Source organism: Acinetobacter sp. RIT698 (assembly GCF_009668065.1).
GTDB lineage: Bacteria > Pseudomonadota > Gammaproteobacteria > Pseudomonadales > Moraxellaceae > Acinetobacter > Acinetobacter guillouiae.
Window position 1 is genome coordinate 99542 of record NZ_WJYH01000002.1, and the last position, 14493, is coordinate 114034.

Consider the following 14493-nt stretch of genomic DNA (forward strand, 5'->3'; position numbering starts at 1 on the left):
AAATGAAATCACATCATTAATTAAAATTAACTGTTGGCGCTTTAGATGCACCCGCTTCTGCACTAAAGTTTGGTTTGGCTTTCATACCAATCACTTTAGCAGTCATTGCTTGAGGGAATTGACGTACATAAGTGTTGTAATCTTGGACAGATTCTACATAACGTGTACGTGCAGTACTGATACGGTTTTCCGTACCTTCTAGTTGAACCTGTAGATCACGGAATTGTTCATTGGCTTTTAAATCTGGATAATTTTCTGTCACTGCTAAAAGACGAGATAATGCACCCGTCATTTGTGATTGTGCTTCTTGGTATTTTTTAAACAATTCAGGATCGTTCAATACTTCTTTATCTACTTTTAAACCTGCAACATTGGCACGTGCTTCAGTCACTTCAGTTAAAACCTTTTCTTCATGCGTTGCATAACCTTTGACGACATTGACCAGGTTAGGCACTAAATCTGCTCGACGTTGATATTGGTTTTCAACTTCAGACCATGCTGCATTTACTGACTCATCTTTGGCTTGCAAAGTATTATAGCCACAACCTGAAAAAGCCAAGGTACTTGCCAGTGTAAGTGCAACTAAACCTTTTTTCATTGAATTCATTGCCAATTCCTCAGAGATATTTATTTGTATTTGTTGATATCTCTGCATTCTATACAGTTTAAGGCAAAGTTTTGTTTAATTTCTGCTACCTAGCCAATGATCAAACAATTAGATTTTTGAATGTTTGATAGATATTGACAAAAAATGCCTTAAAGCGAAACCATTTTGAATGTTGAAAATAATCTAAACGTGTCTCAATTAATTTCGGATTGTGATAGCCAATATCTTGAGCGCGCCGATACAGTAGATCTACCGTATCATCCACTAAGTTATAATTCAGCATTTCAATATTGGCCATATTAAAAATAATTTGCGCAGTGATTGGATCACGATCTACAAACCTTAACCGTTGATCCATTTGAGTTTGGCTATCTAATAAAATTCTGTTTAAATCATAATGTTTGTTCTGGAATTGTACAGTTTTAACCTTTGCCTTTGGTTCCACTGCTTGACCAAAATCCAATCCCAAAACATCGTGGCTTTGAATCCATGTAGAATCTTTTTGTTGTTGGATTTTCGCATCTAAAATTTTAACATGAATCCATTCACTGCCCTGATGAAGATTTGGATCACGTTGCATGCCCTGTTCAATCCAGTACTTGGCTTTTTCAGACTGTCCAGCCAGCTCATATGCTGTCCCTAGATTCGCAGCGGTTTTAGCCAGATTTGGATGTGATTTTTCAACTTGTTTAAATATTTGAATCGCTTGATCAAATTGATGTGCATAAATCAGCAAAACACCGTAATCATTTAAATCCTCAACAGATTTGGTCTTAGGTAAATGACCTTGCGCCAGTTGCTTTTGAGCAGTTTTTTGATCTAATCCGCCATAACCCAATTCAAAAGCATAAGTATTGATACAAGCATGGGCTGTAACAGATATTACGGACAACCCAATCACAGGGATATAAAATTTTAGCTTCATCTTGTTATTCTCATCTAAATTATTTAGCAGAAGTTAACTTAAAATTTAAGCATACTTTGAAAATATAAAAAATACATAAAAAAAGCCACCCTAAGGTGGCTTCTTATTTCAATTACTTTTATTCTTCGTCTTTTTGCTCAGGTAAATCTTTCACTGCTTCCGCGATTAAACCAAACATATAGTTACCATAGGCATTGGTTTTATCATAATGAAAGCGCAAACGCGGAGTTACACGCGTTTTAATACGACGACCTAATTCGTGGCGTAAAAAACCAGATGCTTTATTTAAAACATCTAAAGTTTCTTTATTTGCCGCTTCACTTTGCTCATCGCCAAGTTCACGCCCCATCACGGTAACGTAAACTTCTGCATAACCTAGATCTGGACTCACTTTCACTGCAGAGATGGTCACCAGACCACCTAAGCGTGGATCTTTCAGCTCTTGGCGAATCAGTTCTGACAACTCACGTTGTACTGTATCTGCCATACGCTTAAGACGTTGACTACCCGCCATTAAAGACTCCGTTTAATCAACTGAACATCATACACTTCGATTTTATCAAGTGCTTTGATGTCTTTATAACCTTTCACTGCAAGACCACATTCCATACCGGCACGAACTTCTTCAACCACTTCTTTATAGCGACGAAGAGATTCAAGCTCACCTTGGAATACCACAACATCATCACGTAGTACACGGATTGGTTTATTACGATGTAATACACCTTCGAGTACCATACAACCCGCAGCAGCACCAAACTTACTTGAATGGAATACTTCACGAACTTCTGCAACACCCAGAATTGTCTCACGGTGTTCAGGAGCAAGTTTTCCGCTCATTGCTGCTTTCACATCATCAATAAGCTGATAGATGATTGAGTAGTAACGAATGTCGATACCATCTGCATCCGCTTTTTGACGTGCGGTATTGTCTGCACGTACGTTAAAGCCAAGAAGTACCGCTTCTGAAGATTCAGCAAGAGTCACATCTGACTCAGTGATTGCACCCACGCCCGAACCAATGACACGTACTTTAACTTCGTCAGTTGCAAGATCAGCAAGTGCAACATGTAACGCTTCCAAGGTACCACGTACATCAGTTTTAAGAACAACATTTACAATCGGCACATCTTTCTTGCCCATTGATGCCATGATATTCTCAAGACGCATTGCGCTTTGACGTTCAAGACGTTTTTGACGCTCACGATCCATACGCGCATCGGCAACTTCACGTGCTTTTTTCTCGTCATTAACAACAAGAACTTCATCACCTGCCATTGGCGCTTCTGGAAGACCTAAAATTTCAACTGGAATTGAAGGACCTGCAGATTGAATACGTTGACCATTCTCATCGGTCATCGCACGAACACGGCCGTAAGATGCACCTGCAAGAACCAAGTCACCTACTTTCAAGGTACCGTTTTGAACCAGAATAGACGTTACCGCACCACGGCTATTGTCTACACGTGCTTCAATTACAACACCTTGAGCAGCACCTTCTTCAGACGCTTTCAACTCTAACATTTCAGCTTGAATTGAAATCAAATCTAGAAGTTCGTCGATACCTTGACCAGAATGTGCTGAAACCATTGCAACTGGTACATCACCACCCCATTGTTCAGGCACGATTTCTTTGGTTGTCAATTCATTCAATACGCGATCTGGATCAGCTGATTCTTTATCCATTTTATTGATTGCAACAATAATTGGAGTACCCGCAGCACGCGCATGGTCAATTGCTTCCGCAGTTTGTGGCATTACACCATCATCCGCTGCAACAACAAGTACCACGATATCAGTCGCTTTAGCACCACGTGAACGCATTGCAGTAAATGCAGCATGTCCAGGCGTATCAAGGAAAGTAATAATTCCTTTATCCGTTTTAACGTGATAAGCACCAATATGCTGTGTAATCCCGCCCGCTTCGCCTTGTGCAACTTTGGCACGACGAATACGATCAAGTAACGATGTCTTACCATGGTCAACGTGACCCATGATCGTTACAACTGGCGCACGTGTTGTTTGTGCACCACGCGCTTCTTCTGCTGCTTCAAGTAGGTTATCTTCAGCTTGTGTATCAGATACACGTACTGGGTTGTGACCCATTTCTTCAACAATCAATGCTGCAATTTCTTGCTCAATGGCTTGGTTCTGAGTAACAAGCTCACCCATTTTCATGAGTGATTTAATCACTTCACGAACTTTAACTGCCATTTTTGCTGCAAGATCTGCAACAACAATAGTTTCACCAATTTCAACGTCATAAACTTGCTTTTTAACTGGTTTTTCAAAACCATGTTTATTGGCCTGGCTGGTTTTTAAACCACGTTTATGCGGGTTATGGCTGAAAGATTGCTCTTCCTGACCACGACGACCACCTTTTTTAGGAGAACGTGTATTTGCAGTATTGGTACCACGTTTGATTTCACGGTCTTCTTTTGCAAATGAATCTTCATATGCTTGACCAACCAAACCAGCAGCCAACGGTGAATCATCAACTACACGAATCGTTGTCGTTGTTTCATCAGAAGAATACTTAGACGCCATTTGACGCATTTGCTCAAGGGTACGTTGTTGAGCTTCTTCTGCTGACTTACGACGAGCTGCTTCTTCTGTCGCTTTCAGTTGTGCTGCTTGAGCTTCACGTGCACGTTTCTGCTCAGGGGTTTCAATGGTTTTTACTGTTGCTTTGGTAATCGGCTTATTGGTCGATTTACGCTTTACAACAACAGCTGCTTTTGGTGTTTCTTTCGCAGCAGTTTGCTGTTTTGCAGCAGCACGCATTTTTTCTAAATTCGCTTTCGCTGAACTTTCAGTTTTTTCAACTCCACTCACTACAGTATTTTGCTGTACTTTTTGAGTTGACGTCACTTGAGCATTTGCTTGAGCTTTCGCCAAAGCTTCCGCTTTGATTTGTTCAGGGTCTGGCTTAGTAAACGTATGTTTCTTACGAACTTCTACGTTAATTGTCTTCGCTTTACCTGAAGTACTCGCAACTTTAGCTGTACTTGTCGTTTTACGTTTCAACGTGATTTGTCCTGCTTGTCCCGTATCTTGACCATGCGCTTTTTTCAAATGGTTCACGAGAACATCTTGCTGTTCAGTAGAAATTTTATCTTCAGCCTGTTTTTGTGGCAATCCAGCTTCACGCACCTGATCAAGGAGCTTTGCAACAGGAAGTCCTACGCTGACCGCTAACTCTTGAATTGACTTATCCGTCATGTATTACCTCCTAGTTAAACCATGATTCACGTGCTTTCATAATCAATTGACCTGCTTTCTCAGCGCCTAAACCATCGATATCAGAGATATCATCCGTTGCTTGGTCAGCTAAGTCATCGATTGTTACCACACCACGTGCTGCTAAAGCATGCGCAATTTCAGAAGTCATTCCTTCCATCGCAACAAGTTCTGGACTTGGGTCCTGAATATCTTCTTGTTGCTTTAACGCATCAGCTAAAGCTGCTTCTTTTGCACGACTTTGTAGCAATTCAACTGTATCCGCATCTAATTCGATTTCATCGAAAGTTTCCGCAGGTACATAAGCGATTTCCTCAAGTGAGGTAAAGCCCATTTCTACTAAAGCCATTGCAAGATCTTCTTCAATATCAAGACGTGTTACAAACATGTCTAAATACTGTTGAGCTTCATTTTGTTGACGAGCACGGTACTCATCTTCAAGCATCATATCTAATTTATAGCCCGTAAGCTCTGATGCTAAACGGACGTTTTGACCTTGTGAACCAATTGCTCGCGCAAGTTGATCGCTGGTTGCAAAAATAATGTCTGCTGTACGCGCATCTTCATCAATCACAATCCCAGATACATCCGCAGGCTCTAAAGCGCTGGCGATATATTGAGCAGGATCATCAGACCACACCACAACATCAATACGTTCACCATTTAACTCAGATTGTACCGCTTGGATACGTGTACCACGCATACCAATACATGCACCGACTGGATCAATACGATGATCGTTGGTTTTAACCGCAATTTTTGCACGTACACCTGGTTGACGCGCTGCTGCTTTAATTTCAATGATTTCTTCAGAAATTTCAGGAATTTCTTTTTTCATTAATGCAATCAGCATTTCAGGTTTAGCACGCGACAACAAGAGTTGTGCACCACGACCTTCACGGTTCACATTATAAAGAATTGCGTTCATACGCTGTTTAGGGCGCAGAATTTCTTTGGGAATCATTTCTTCACGCGCTAAATACGCTTCTGCATTATCACCTAAGTCAATGATGAAGCCATCTTTGGTTTGTTTTTTCACTTCACCATAGATCAATTCACCGACTTTAGCTTCATAAGCATCCGCCACTAAAGCACGTTCAGCTTCGCGAATTTTTTGCACAATGACTTGTTTGGCAATCTGCGCTGCAATACGACCAAAATCAATTGATGGTACTTCTAACTCACGGATATCACCAATTGACCATTGAGCAGGATCAACATCAGAAATCGCATCTTGACATGCTGGCATTTCATGATCTTCATCAGCAACAACTTCCCATTGACGGAAAGTGCTGTAATCACCTGTTTTACGGTCAATCTCTACACGTAACTGAGCTTCTTCCGAATTCGTTCCTTCGTAGAATTTCTTTTTCGTCGCTGCAACTAAAGCCTGTTCAAGCGCTTCAAAAATTGCTTCACGACTTACACCTTTCTCATTACTAACCGTTTCAACGACGGTGAGAATTTCACGAGCCATAAGTCACCTATTTATTCAGATTTCTATTTCTGGATTAATCCTGAAAGATCAAATTCGCTTTGTCTATATTGTTGCTATCGATCTCAAGTACTTGCTGTTTTTCAACTTCGACTTGAATGAATTCATTTTCTAAATCTACAGCAATTAATTTTGCTTGGAATTTACGGCGATTTTCAACTGCAGCAATCAAACGCAATGCAACTTGTTGTCCGATGTATTTTTCTAACTGCGCCAACTGGAAGAATGGTCGATCCCAACCTGGTGATGATACTTCTAAAGCATACTCACCTGAAATTGGATCATGTACATCTAATATTGCACCGACTTGCTGAGTCACACGTACACAATCTTGTACGCCAATACCACGACCCAATTCTGCTTCACCATCTTCATTGATTGTTGGTTCAGCATTTTCCACAACGTCTTTGTCGATATAAATACGCAATAAAGAACGCTTACCTTGAGGAATAAATTCGATTCCCCAAAGTTCTACATCACAAGCTTGCACTGCAGGAGTGATTAGATCTTGAAGTGCTTGAGTTTTATTTGATAGCTTCATTTACTCTCGTCATATTTGTGCGATTCAATCGCTCATCGGACTAATTCAAACTTACTATAGTGAAGCATGTCTTTTTGACCAATTGATGTCCACACTACACGATAGCCAATAAAAAAGGGCGTAATCGCCCCTATTATCGCACAGTAAACCGAAGTTCACTATGCAAAAAAGACCCACCTATCTGTGAGCCCTTTTAGAAACTTGGTAGCGGGAGCTGGATTTGAACCAACGACCTTCGGGTTATGAGCCCGACGAGCTACCAGACTGCTCCATCCCGCATCAGCGTTGCAAAATTATACACAAGAAATTTATTTTTTTCAATCTATCATTAACCGATACATTGTATTTCTTGCTTGATTAAGTTGCACCTTAATCAAAATGGTAGCGGGAGCTGGATTTGAACCAACGACCTTCGGGTTATGAGCCCGACGAGCTACCAGACTGCTCCATCCCGCAACAACACTGCAAATTCACACATCATCTCAATTTTTCAACTTAGATGATCTTTAATTAAGTTGCATCTTAATTAAATTGGTAGCGGGAGCTGGATTTGAACCAACGACCTTCGGGTTATGAGCCCGACGAGCTACCAGACTGCTCCATCCCGCATCAATGTTTTTCAGCTGCTAACACCAACAATCTGGTTCATTGTTGGTGCGGAAGGGGGGACTTGAACCCCCACGCCCGAAAGCACTACCACCTCAAGGTAGCGTGTCTACCAATTCCACCACCACCGCAGCTGTGACGCATTCTAGTCGCATCATTCAGAAAAAGAAAGAACTAAATGGCATTATTCGCCAGTTTTTGGTGCAGTTGGTGAAGTTTCACCCGTATTGGCTGGTGCAGCTGGTGTCGTTTGAGAGCTGGTCTGTACAGATTTCAAGCCATACGCATCCGAAGTTTGTTTTTTAGCAAACACCGCCAAACTTAAACTGGTGATAAAAAACAAAGCCGTGAGAATCGCAGTTAAACGAGTTAAAAAGCTTGCAGAACCTGAAGCACCAAATACTGTTGCAGCACCACCGCCACCAAATGATGCACCTGCATCTGCACCCTTACCATGTTGAACGAGGATAAGCCCGATCATCAAAACGGCCAAGATGATATGTACAACCAGCACAAATGTATGCATGCTGAACTCCTATTCTTCTGTTTTAGCAAATGCTTGAGCAATTTTATAAAATGACTCAGCATTAAGTGATGCACCACCAACCAGCGCACCGTTGATATCTGGACAAGCAGCTAACTCTACTGCATTTTCAGGTTTGACACTACCGCCATATAAAATCGCTGTATGTTGAGCTTGGGCTGTAATTTGAGTTAAACCTTCGCGAATTTTTGCATGCATTGTCTGAGCATCTTGTGGAGAGGCTGTTTTACCTGTTCCAATCGCCCAAATGGGTTCATAGGCAATCACAATATTGTGCCATTGTTCTACTTTTACAACCGCCGCGAGATCGCAAATTTGTTGTAAAACTACTTGCTCTGCCTGCCCTGCTTCACGTTGTTCTAGGCTTTCACCCACACAATAAATCACTTGAAGCCCAGCATTTAAAGCATTTGATAATTTCGCTTTAATTTTTGCAACATCATCGCCAAAAATTTCCCGACGTTCTGAGTGCCCAATCAACACATAATCAATCTGGCTGTCTTTGAGTAGTTCAGCACTGACTTCGCCGGTATAAGCGCCTGTGCCTGCCATTTGAGAAAGATCTTGTGCGACAACTTTGACTGGTGAATCTACATCTTTAAGTAATTTTTGCACAGACAGTAATGCAATAGAAATAGGCGCAACACCAATATGACATTGTTGTTCTGTAATCGGTGATTGTTGTAAATACTGATTTAAATCTTGAATGAGCTGTTGCGAATTCGCTTGCATTGGGTTCATTTTCCAATTGCCGACAACCCAAGGAGTAATAGTCGAACCCGACATACATCTAACCTTTTATCGAAAATGTGCACATTCTACACGGAATTTATATTTTTAAAGTATTTTTTCTTTATCAATTCAGTCATCTCATTTAAAGTTATACTTTAATAGAAAGCAAAGAAACATAAATCATTTCAAAGATAATGCTAAAAAGCCTGATTGGCTCAAGTTATTTTCAAATATGTTTCTATAAAAATACGTTTAATTCTAGATATTTCTAAGGATCATCGTATAATTTTCGTATTCCAATTATAAAATGAAATTTAATGTGTTTTGGGGATGTCTATGCAAAATGGTTCACCTAAGTTTTCGGGGTATATCCGTCGCTTAGTCGACGAAGGTTTTTTATCTGCCCAGCAAATGAAAGATGCGCTGAGTAACGCTCAAAAAAATAAAGTGAGTATCGTTGCCTATCTCAGTGAAAAACTCAATATACCACCATTGATCATTGCTGAAATGATCTCCGAAGAATTTGGAGAGCCCATTTTTGATTTGGACAGCTTTAATCCTGAAATGCTGCCCAAGGAGCTTATTGACCCAAATTTAGTTAGCAAACATAAAGTAATTCCTTTGGTTCAACGCGGCAATATTTTATACGTTGCCACCAGTGATCCAACCAATATAGAGGCGCTAGATGCTATTCGTTTTAACTGCGGTTTAAATATTGAACCAATTATTGTTGAACATCATAAATTAGAAAAATATTTAGAAAAGCACTTTACAGTAGAAGAAAGCTTTAATTTTGGTGATGAAGATTTTGATGTTGATATTATTGCCACTGATGACACACCGCCATCAGAAGATGATGACGAAGCATCTGAAGAAGAAGCACCTATTGTTAAATATATTAATAAACTCTTGGTTGATGCAATTCGTATGGGTGCATCAGATTTACACTTTGAACCTTATGAAAAAAGTTATCGGGTGCGTTATCGTGTAGATGGTGTACTGAGAACCATTACCAATCCCCCCTTACAATTGGCAAGTCGTTTGGCCTCACGTTTAAAAGTGATGTCCAGAATGGATATTTCAGAAAAACGTGTTCCACAGGATGGTCGTATTAAGTTAAAACTCTCAAAGACCAAAGCTATTGATTTTCGTGTGAATTCACTACCGACATTGTTTGGCGAAAAATTGGTGTTGCGTATTCTCGATCCTTCCAGCGCAATGTTGGGTATTGATGCGCTGGGTTATGAGGAAAAGCAAAAAGCATTATTTATGGAGGCTTTAGAAAAACCTCAAGGCATGTTACTGATTACGGGACCCACAGGTTCAGGTAAAACAGTTTCCCTCTATACGGGTTTAAATATCCTCAATACAGAAAGTTCAAATATTTCCACGGCTGAAGATCCAGTGGAAATTAACTTGGAAGGGATTAACCAAGTTAACGTAAATCTTAAAGCAGGTCTTAGTTTTTCGGTCGCTTTGAAATCATTCCTACGTCAAGATCCTGACATTATCATGGTCGGTGAGATTCGAGACCTCGAAACTGCTGAAATTGCGATCAAGGCTGCTCAAACGGGGCATATGGTGATGTCTACCCTACATACCAACAGCGCACCTGAAACATTAACCCGTTTACGTAATATGGGTGTACCTTCATTTAATATTGCCACCTCAGTCAATCTTGTGATTGCACAACGATTGGCAAGACGTTTATGTAATCATTGTAAAGCACCCGTTGAAATCCCTAGACAGAGTCTGTTAGAAATGGGCTTTACCGAACAAGACTTAAGCAATCCTGACTTACAAATTTTTCAACCTGTGGGCTGTAGTGAATGCCGTGAAGGCTATAAAGGTCGTGTCGGGATCTACGAAGTGATGAAAGTAACACCTGAGATTTCAAAAATTATCATGGAAGATGGCAATGCACTTCAAATTGCAGCGGCATCTGAAAAATTGGGGTTTGATAATCTAAGACGTTCAGGTTTAATTAAGGTCATCAATGGCTTAACTTCTTTACAAGAAATTAACCGTGTGACCAGCGAATAAATATAATCAATATTCAAGGAAATTATGATGGCAGCTAAAAAAGCTCAAATGATGCCTACATTTGCTTATGACGGGATTGATCGCAAAGGGATCAAGGTTAAAGGGGAATTACCTTCACGTAATATGGCACTTGCCAAAGTTACCTTACGAAAACAAGGCATCACCATAAAAACCATTCGAGAAAAAAAGAAAAATATTCTTGAAGGTTTAATGAAAAAAGGGATTTCCACTTTAGACATTACCATTTTTACTCGTCAACTCGCCACAATGATGAAAGCGGGTGTGCCTTTAGTACAAAGCTTTGAAATCGTTGCAGAAGGACTAGAAAACCCCTCTATGCGTGAAGTGGTACTGGGAATCAAAGGGGAAGTAGAAGGGGGAAATACCTTTGCTGGTGCATTAAGAAAATATCCACGACATTTTGACAACTTATTTTGTTCATTGGTTGAATCTGGCGAACAATCTGGCGCATTAGAAACCATGCTTGATCGGGTGGCAATTTACAAGGAAAAGAGTGAACTTCTTAAACAAAAAATTAAAAAGGCCATGAAATATCCAATCTCGGTCATCGTTGTTGCGATCATTGTTACCATTATTTTAATGGTAAAAGTTGTGCCTGTGTTTCAGGAATTATTTAACTCCTTTGGTGCAGATCTACCTGCTTTTACCCAACTTGTCGTCAATATGTCGAACTGGATGCAAAAATATTGGTTTATTCTAATCCTTTTTATTGGTGTCGTAATTACTGCTTTTTTAGAAGCAAAAAAGCGTAGTAAAAAATTCCAAAATTTTTTAGATCGTACAGCACTGAAACTGCCTATTTTTGGTGATCTGGTTTATAAAGCCATTATTGCCCGTTATAGCCGTACACTTGCCACGACATTTGCGGCAGGGGTACCGCTCATTGAAGCGTTAGAATCCACCGCAGGTGCAACCAATAATGTGGTTTATGAACAAGCGGTAATGAAAATTCGCGAGGATGTCGCCACAGGGCAACAACTAAATTTTGCCATGCGTGCAACCAATAAGTTCCCCTCTATGGCAGTGCAAATGGTCGCGATTGGTGAAGAATCGGGTGCATTGGATGCGATGTTAGACAAAGTTGCATCACATTTTGAAAATGAGGTCGACAATGCTGTAGATGGTTTAACTTCAATGATGGAACCATTAATTATGGCTGTTTTAGGTGTAATCGTTGGTGGTTTAGTCATTGCGATGTATCTTCCAATTTTCCAAGTAGGCTCAATTGTTGGCGGATAATGATGAATATGCTCCATGATTTGTTAAATTTTCTGATTCAATCACCAATAGCACTCTATCTGACTGTTGGTGTTTTAGGGTTATGTGTTGGTAGTTTTTTAAATGTAGTCATTTACCGCACCCCCAAGATGATGGAAAAAGAATGGCGACAGGAATGGCATACAGAATGCCAACTACTGGCAGGCTCACAACAAATTGTGATTGATGAAGAAAAGCTCAGTCTCAGTCAACCAGCCTCTACCTGTCCCAAATGTAAAATTCCAATTCGTTGGTATCAAAATATCCCCATTATCAGTTGGTTGGTTTTAAGAGGCAAATGCGCTTCGTGTCAAAACCCGATTAGCATTCGTTATCCATTTGTTGAGCTTTTAACTGCGGTGTGTTCATTAACAGTGGTTGCTGTTTATGGCCCTACTTTAGAAATGGTTTTTGGTGTACTACTGACTTGGGTACTGATTACACTTACCTTTATTGATTTTGACACTCAGCTACTTCCAGATCGCTTTACCTTAACCTTGGCGGCAATGGGTTTAGGCATTAACTCATTCCATTTATATACAACAGCAAGTGCTGCAATTTGGGGCTATATTATTGGTTTCCTGTGTCTTTGGATTGTCTACTATCTATTTAAAATAGTGACAGGCAAAGAAGGCATGGGCTATGGTGACTTTAAGCTGCTTGCTGCACTTGGCGCTTGGATGGGGCCATTGATGTTACCGTTAATTATCCTATTATCTTCTGTGGTGGGTGCGATCATTGGTATTATTTTACTTAAGATTCGTAAAGAAAATGTGCCTTTTGCTTTTGGTCCTTATATTGCAATTGCAGGATGGATTGCGTTTTTATGGGGTGAGCAAATTATGAAAGTATATTTGGGTCAATAATTTCAACACAGTATTAGGAATACGCAATGACGTTTATCTTGGGTTTAACAGGTGGAATTGGTAGCGGTAAATCCGCAGCAAGTCAATGGTTTGAAACCCAAGGGATTACAGTTGTTGATGCAGATATTGTTGCAAGAGAAATTGTTGAAAAAGGACAACCCGCGCTTCAAAAAATTAAAGAGTTTTTTGGGGATTGGGTACTATTAAGCAATGGTGAACTTGATCGTCGTGCATTGAGAGAACATATTTTTAAAGACCCATTAGCACGACAACAACTTGAATCAATTACCCATCCTGCGATTCGCGCTGAGATTATTCAACAATTACAAGCAGCAACCAGTCCTTATGTAATTTTGGTTTCTCCCCTGCTTTTTGAGACCAACCAACATGAACTCACCCAGCGCGCTCTACTGATTGATGCCAGTGAAGACATGCAAATCTTACGCGCTTCGCAACGAGATGGCCAATCCATCGAACAGATTCAGAAAATTATTGCGGCACAGATGCCGCGTAACAAAAAGCAAAAATTAGCAGATGATATTGTGCTAAATGATGGGCATATTGATCATCTATACGCAAAATTAGAGTCTTTACATCAACAGTATCTAAAACTGGCACAGCAGTAAATTGTGTGCCTCATCACCTTAAAATAGGTTTCTATCAATCAGTTTTGTATCAATTTAACCTGTTTGATCTATTTCTTCTCGTCCAACTGCTTTTGCAAACTGTCTTTATGTGTAAACCAACGCCACGGTTGTAAAGCACCAATGCCCATACCAATCAAGCCGCACAGCATTGCAAGGCTTATCGGTTCATTTAACAAGGGTACGGCGATAATTGCGGCAATAAAAGGCGCAAGTGTGACGATACTGCCTGTTTTAAAAGCACCTAATCGTTTAATTGCTTCGACATAGGCCAAAGTCGCAATGATCACCACAAAAATACCATGAAACAACGTTTGCATGACCAAATGTGGTGTGGACACTTGATCTAAATGTTTAGGCAAAAACAACAAATAAATTGGGACATAAACGATCGCCGACCAAATCGCAACACCTGCCATGGCGTGCCATGCGGAAAGTTGCCATTGACGCAATAATACAGTAAAAGTCCCCCACCAAATTGCACTGATAAAAAACAGTAAATCACCAATACCAAAAGCAACGCCCGTTTCGCTATACATCAAAAAACTCATCACAGAAATCGCAGAGAGCATGATGATTAAACTGATCCATATATGTTTATCAAATGGTTGGCGATACAGTAAAAAACCAGCTAAAGCTGTACACAATGGAATACAACCATTTAAAAAAATGGCAGCATGTGCCGCAGGGACAAAGTGAAATGCAGTATATGATGTCAAACAATAGGCAACACCGCCAATCATCGCCAAAATAAAGGGTTGTTTGTTAAATAGAAAAGCCGTGTCTTTCTTATAGATTAAAATCGGCATCAGAATACAAAATGCCAAAGAAAAGCGTAATGCGGTGATATCCCATGGACTGATATGCCAAATTGCATTCAGCCTTGAGGTAATCGTAAAACCTCCCCAAATACACATTGTAATGGCGACATACATGTAGCCTTGAGTACGGGAGGTCATCATGTTGCTTCTC

13 protein-coding genes and 4 tRNA genes are annotated in these 14493 nt (G+C 40.2%); 4 read left to right on the forward strand and 13 right to left on the reverse strand.

Features of this window, described 5'->3' with window-relative positions; genetic code table 11:
* Nucleotides 1–16 precede the first annotated feature (16 nt).
* The 12 genes from GJV03_RS01380 to tpiA form a co-directional block, all read right to left on the reverse strand.
* Complete coding sequence (locus tag GJV03_RS01380; protein WP_004718326.1) at nucleotides 17–607, reverse strand: LemA family protein; 591 nt, start codon at nucleotides 605–607, stop codon at nucleotides 17–19.
* Between the two features lie 100 nt (nucleotides 608–707).
* Nucleotides 708–1532 carry a tetratricopeptide repeat protein gene (locus GJV03_RS01385; protein WP_154129306.1) on the reverse strand — a complete coding sequence of 275 codons (825 nt, stop codon included), beginning with the start codon at nucleotides 1530–1532 and terminating at the stop codon, nucleotides 708–710.
* Nucleotides 1533–1650: 118 nt separating this feature from the next.
* On the reverse strand, nucleotides 1651–2046 hold the full coding sequence (locus GJV03_RS01390) for a ribosome-binding factor A (protein ID WP_004718330.1): 396 nt from the start codon (nucleotides 2044–2046) through the stop codon (nucleotides 1651–1653).
* Entirely contained in the window at nucleotides 2046–4754 is a 2709-nt protein-coding gene (gene infB / locus GJV03_RS01395; protein ID WP_004718332.1) for a translation initiation factor IF-2, read from the reverse strand. Before infB ends, GJV03_RS01390 begins: the two co-directional genes overlap by 1 nt.
* 10 nt (nucleotides 4755–4764) lie before the next feature.
* Nucleotides 4765–6249, reverse strand: coding sequence for a transcription termination factor NusA (gene nusA, locus GJV03_RS01400; RefSeq protein WP_004718337.1), 1485 nt, complete (start codon nucleotides 6247–6249; stop codon nucleotides 4765–4767).
* Nucleotides 6250–6283: 34 nt separating this feature from the next.
* The gene (rimP, locus tag GJV03_RS01405; RefSeq protein WP_004718339.1) at nucleotides 6284–6808 is read right to left on the reverse strand and encodes a ribosome maturation factor RimP; all 525 of its coding nucleotides are present in this window, start codon (nucleotides 6806–6808) and stop codon (nucleotides 6284–6286) included.
* Nucleotides 6809–7010: 202 nt separating this feature from the next.
* Nucleotides 7011–7087, reverse strand: a tRNA-Met gene (locus GJV03_RS01410).
* A 100-nt stretch (nucleotides 7088–7187) separates the two neighbouring features.
* A tRNA-Met gene (locus GJV03_RS01415) sits at nucleotides 7188–7264 on the reverse strand.
* 76 nt (nucleotides 7265–7340) lie between these two features.
* Nucleotides 7341–7417 (reverse strand) — tRNA-Met (locus GJV03_RS01420).
* A gap of 43 nt (nucleotides 7418–7460) precedes the next feature.
* Nucleotides 7461–7545 (reverse strand) — tRNA-Leu (locus GJV03_RS01425).
* Nucleotides 7546–7598: 53 nt separating this feature from the next.
* Entirely contained in the window at nucleotides 7599–7940 is a 342-nt protein-coding gene (gene secG / locus GJV03_RS01430) for a preprotein translocase subunit SecG (RefSeq protein WP_004718341.1), read from the reverse strand.
* Nucleotides 7941–7949: 9 nt separating this feature from the next.
* Nucleotides 7950–8744 carry a triose-phosphate isomerase gene (gene tpiA / locus GJV03_RS01435; RefSeq protein WP_154129307.1) on the reverse strand — a complete coding sequence of 265 codons (795 nt, stop codon included), beginning with the start codon at nucleotides 8742–8744 and terminating at the stop codon, nucleotides 7950–7952.
* Between the two features lie 276 nt (nucleotides 8745–9020).
* On the opposite strand from tpiA, the gene pilB reads away from it, so the two are divergent.
* From pilB to coaE, 4 genes are read left to right on the forward strand one after another with little or no spacing between them, the layout of a single operon-like run.
* Nucleotides 9021–10733 (forward strand): type IV-A pilus assembly ATPase PilB, encoded by a 1713-nt coding sequence (gene pilB / locus GJV03_RS01440; protein WP_154129308.1) that lies wholly within the window; start codon nucleotides 9021–9023, stop codon nucleotides 10731–10733.
* Between the two features lie 27 nt (nucleotides 10734–10760).
* Entirely contained in the window at nucleotides 10761–11993 is a 1233-nt protein-coding gene (locus GJV03_RS01445; protein WP_154129309.1) for a type II secretion system F family protein, read from the forward strand.
* A 2-nt stretch (nucleotides 11994–11995) separates the two neighbouring features.
* On the forward strand, nucleotides 11996–12877 hold the full coding sequence (locus GJV03_RS01450; RefSeq protein ID WP_171501823.1) for an A24 family peptidase: 882 nt from the start codon (nucleotides 11996–11998) through the stop codon (nucleotides 12875–12877).
* A gap of 26 nt (nucleotides 12878–12903) precedes the next feature.
* Nucleotides 12904–13503, forward strand: a complete 600-nt coding sequence (coaE, locus tag GJV03_RS01455) for a dephospho-CoA kinase (protein WP_154129310.1) — start codon at nucleotides 12904–12906, stop codon at nucleotides 13501–13503.
* A gap of 68 nt (nucleotides 13504–13571) precedes the next feature.
* On the opposite strand, the gene GJV03_RS01460 is transcribed toward coaE, so the two are convergent.
* Nucleotides 13572–14483, reverse strand: a complete 912-nt coding sequence (locus GJV03_RS01460; RefSeq protein ID WP_154129311.1) for a DMT family transporter — start codon at nucleotides 14481–14483, stop codon at nucleotides 13572–13574.
* Between the last annotated feature and the right edge of the window lie 10 nt (nucleotides 14484–14493).

Coding starts and splice junctions, on each gene's coding strand:
- pilB (WP_154129308.1), top strand. CDS start 9,021: ATGTCTATGCAAAATGGTTCACCTAAGTTTTCGGGGTATATCCGTCGC.
- nusA (WP_004718337.1), bottom strand. CDS start 6,249: ATGGCTCGTGAAATTCTCACCGTCGTTGAAACGGTTAGTAATGAGAAA.
- secG (WP_004718341.1), bottom strand. CDS start 7,940: ATGCATACATTTGTGCTGGTTGTACATATCATCTTGGCCGTTTTGATG.
- tpiA (WP_154129307.1), bottom strand. CDS start 8,744: ATGTCGGGTTCGACTATTACTCCTTGGGTTGTCGGCAATTGGAAAATG.
- coaE (WP_154129310.1), top strand. CDS start 12,904: ATGACGTTTATCTTGGGTTTAACAGGTGGAATTGGTAGCGGTAAATCC.
- GJV03_RS01445 (WP_154129309.1), top strand. CDS start 10,761: ATGGCAGCTAAAAAAGCTCAAATGATGCCTACATTTGCTTATGACGGG.
- rimP (WP_004718339.1), bottom strand. CDS start 6,808: ATGAAGCTATCAAATAAAACTCAAGCACTTCAAGATCTAATCACTCCT.
- GJV03_RS01460 (WP_154129311.1), bottom strand. CDS start 14,483: ATGATGACCTCCCGTACTCAAGGCTACATGTATGTCGCCATTACAATG.
- GJV03_RS01385 (WP_154129306.1), bottom strand. CDS start 1,532: ATGAAGCTAAAATTTTATATCCCTGTGATTGGGTTGTCCGTAATATCT.
- GJV03_RS01380 (WP_004718326.1), bottom strand. CDS start 607: ATGAATTCAATGAAAAAAGGTTTAGTTGCACTTACACTGGCAAGTACC.
- infB (WP_004718332.1), bottom strand. CDS start 4,754: ATGACGGATAAGTCAATTCAAGAGTTAGCGGTCAGCGTAGGACTTCCT.
- GJV03_RS01390 (WP_004718330.1), bottom strand. CDS start 2,046: ATGGCGGGTAGTCAACGTCTTAAGCGTATGGCAGATACAGTACAACGT.
- GJV03_RS01450 (WP_171501823.1), top strand. CDS start 11,996: ATGAATATGCTCCATGATTTGTTAAATTTTCTGATTCAATCACCAATA.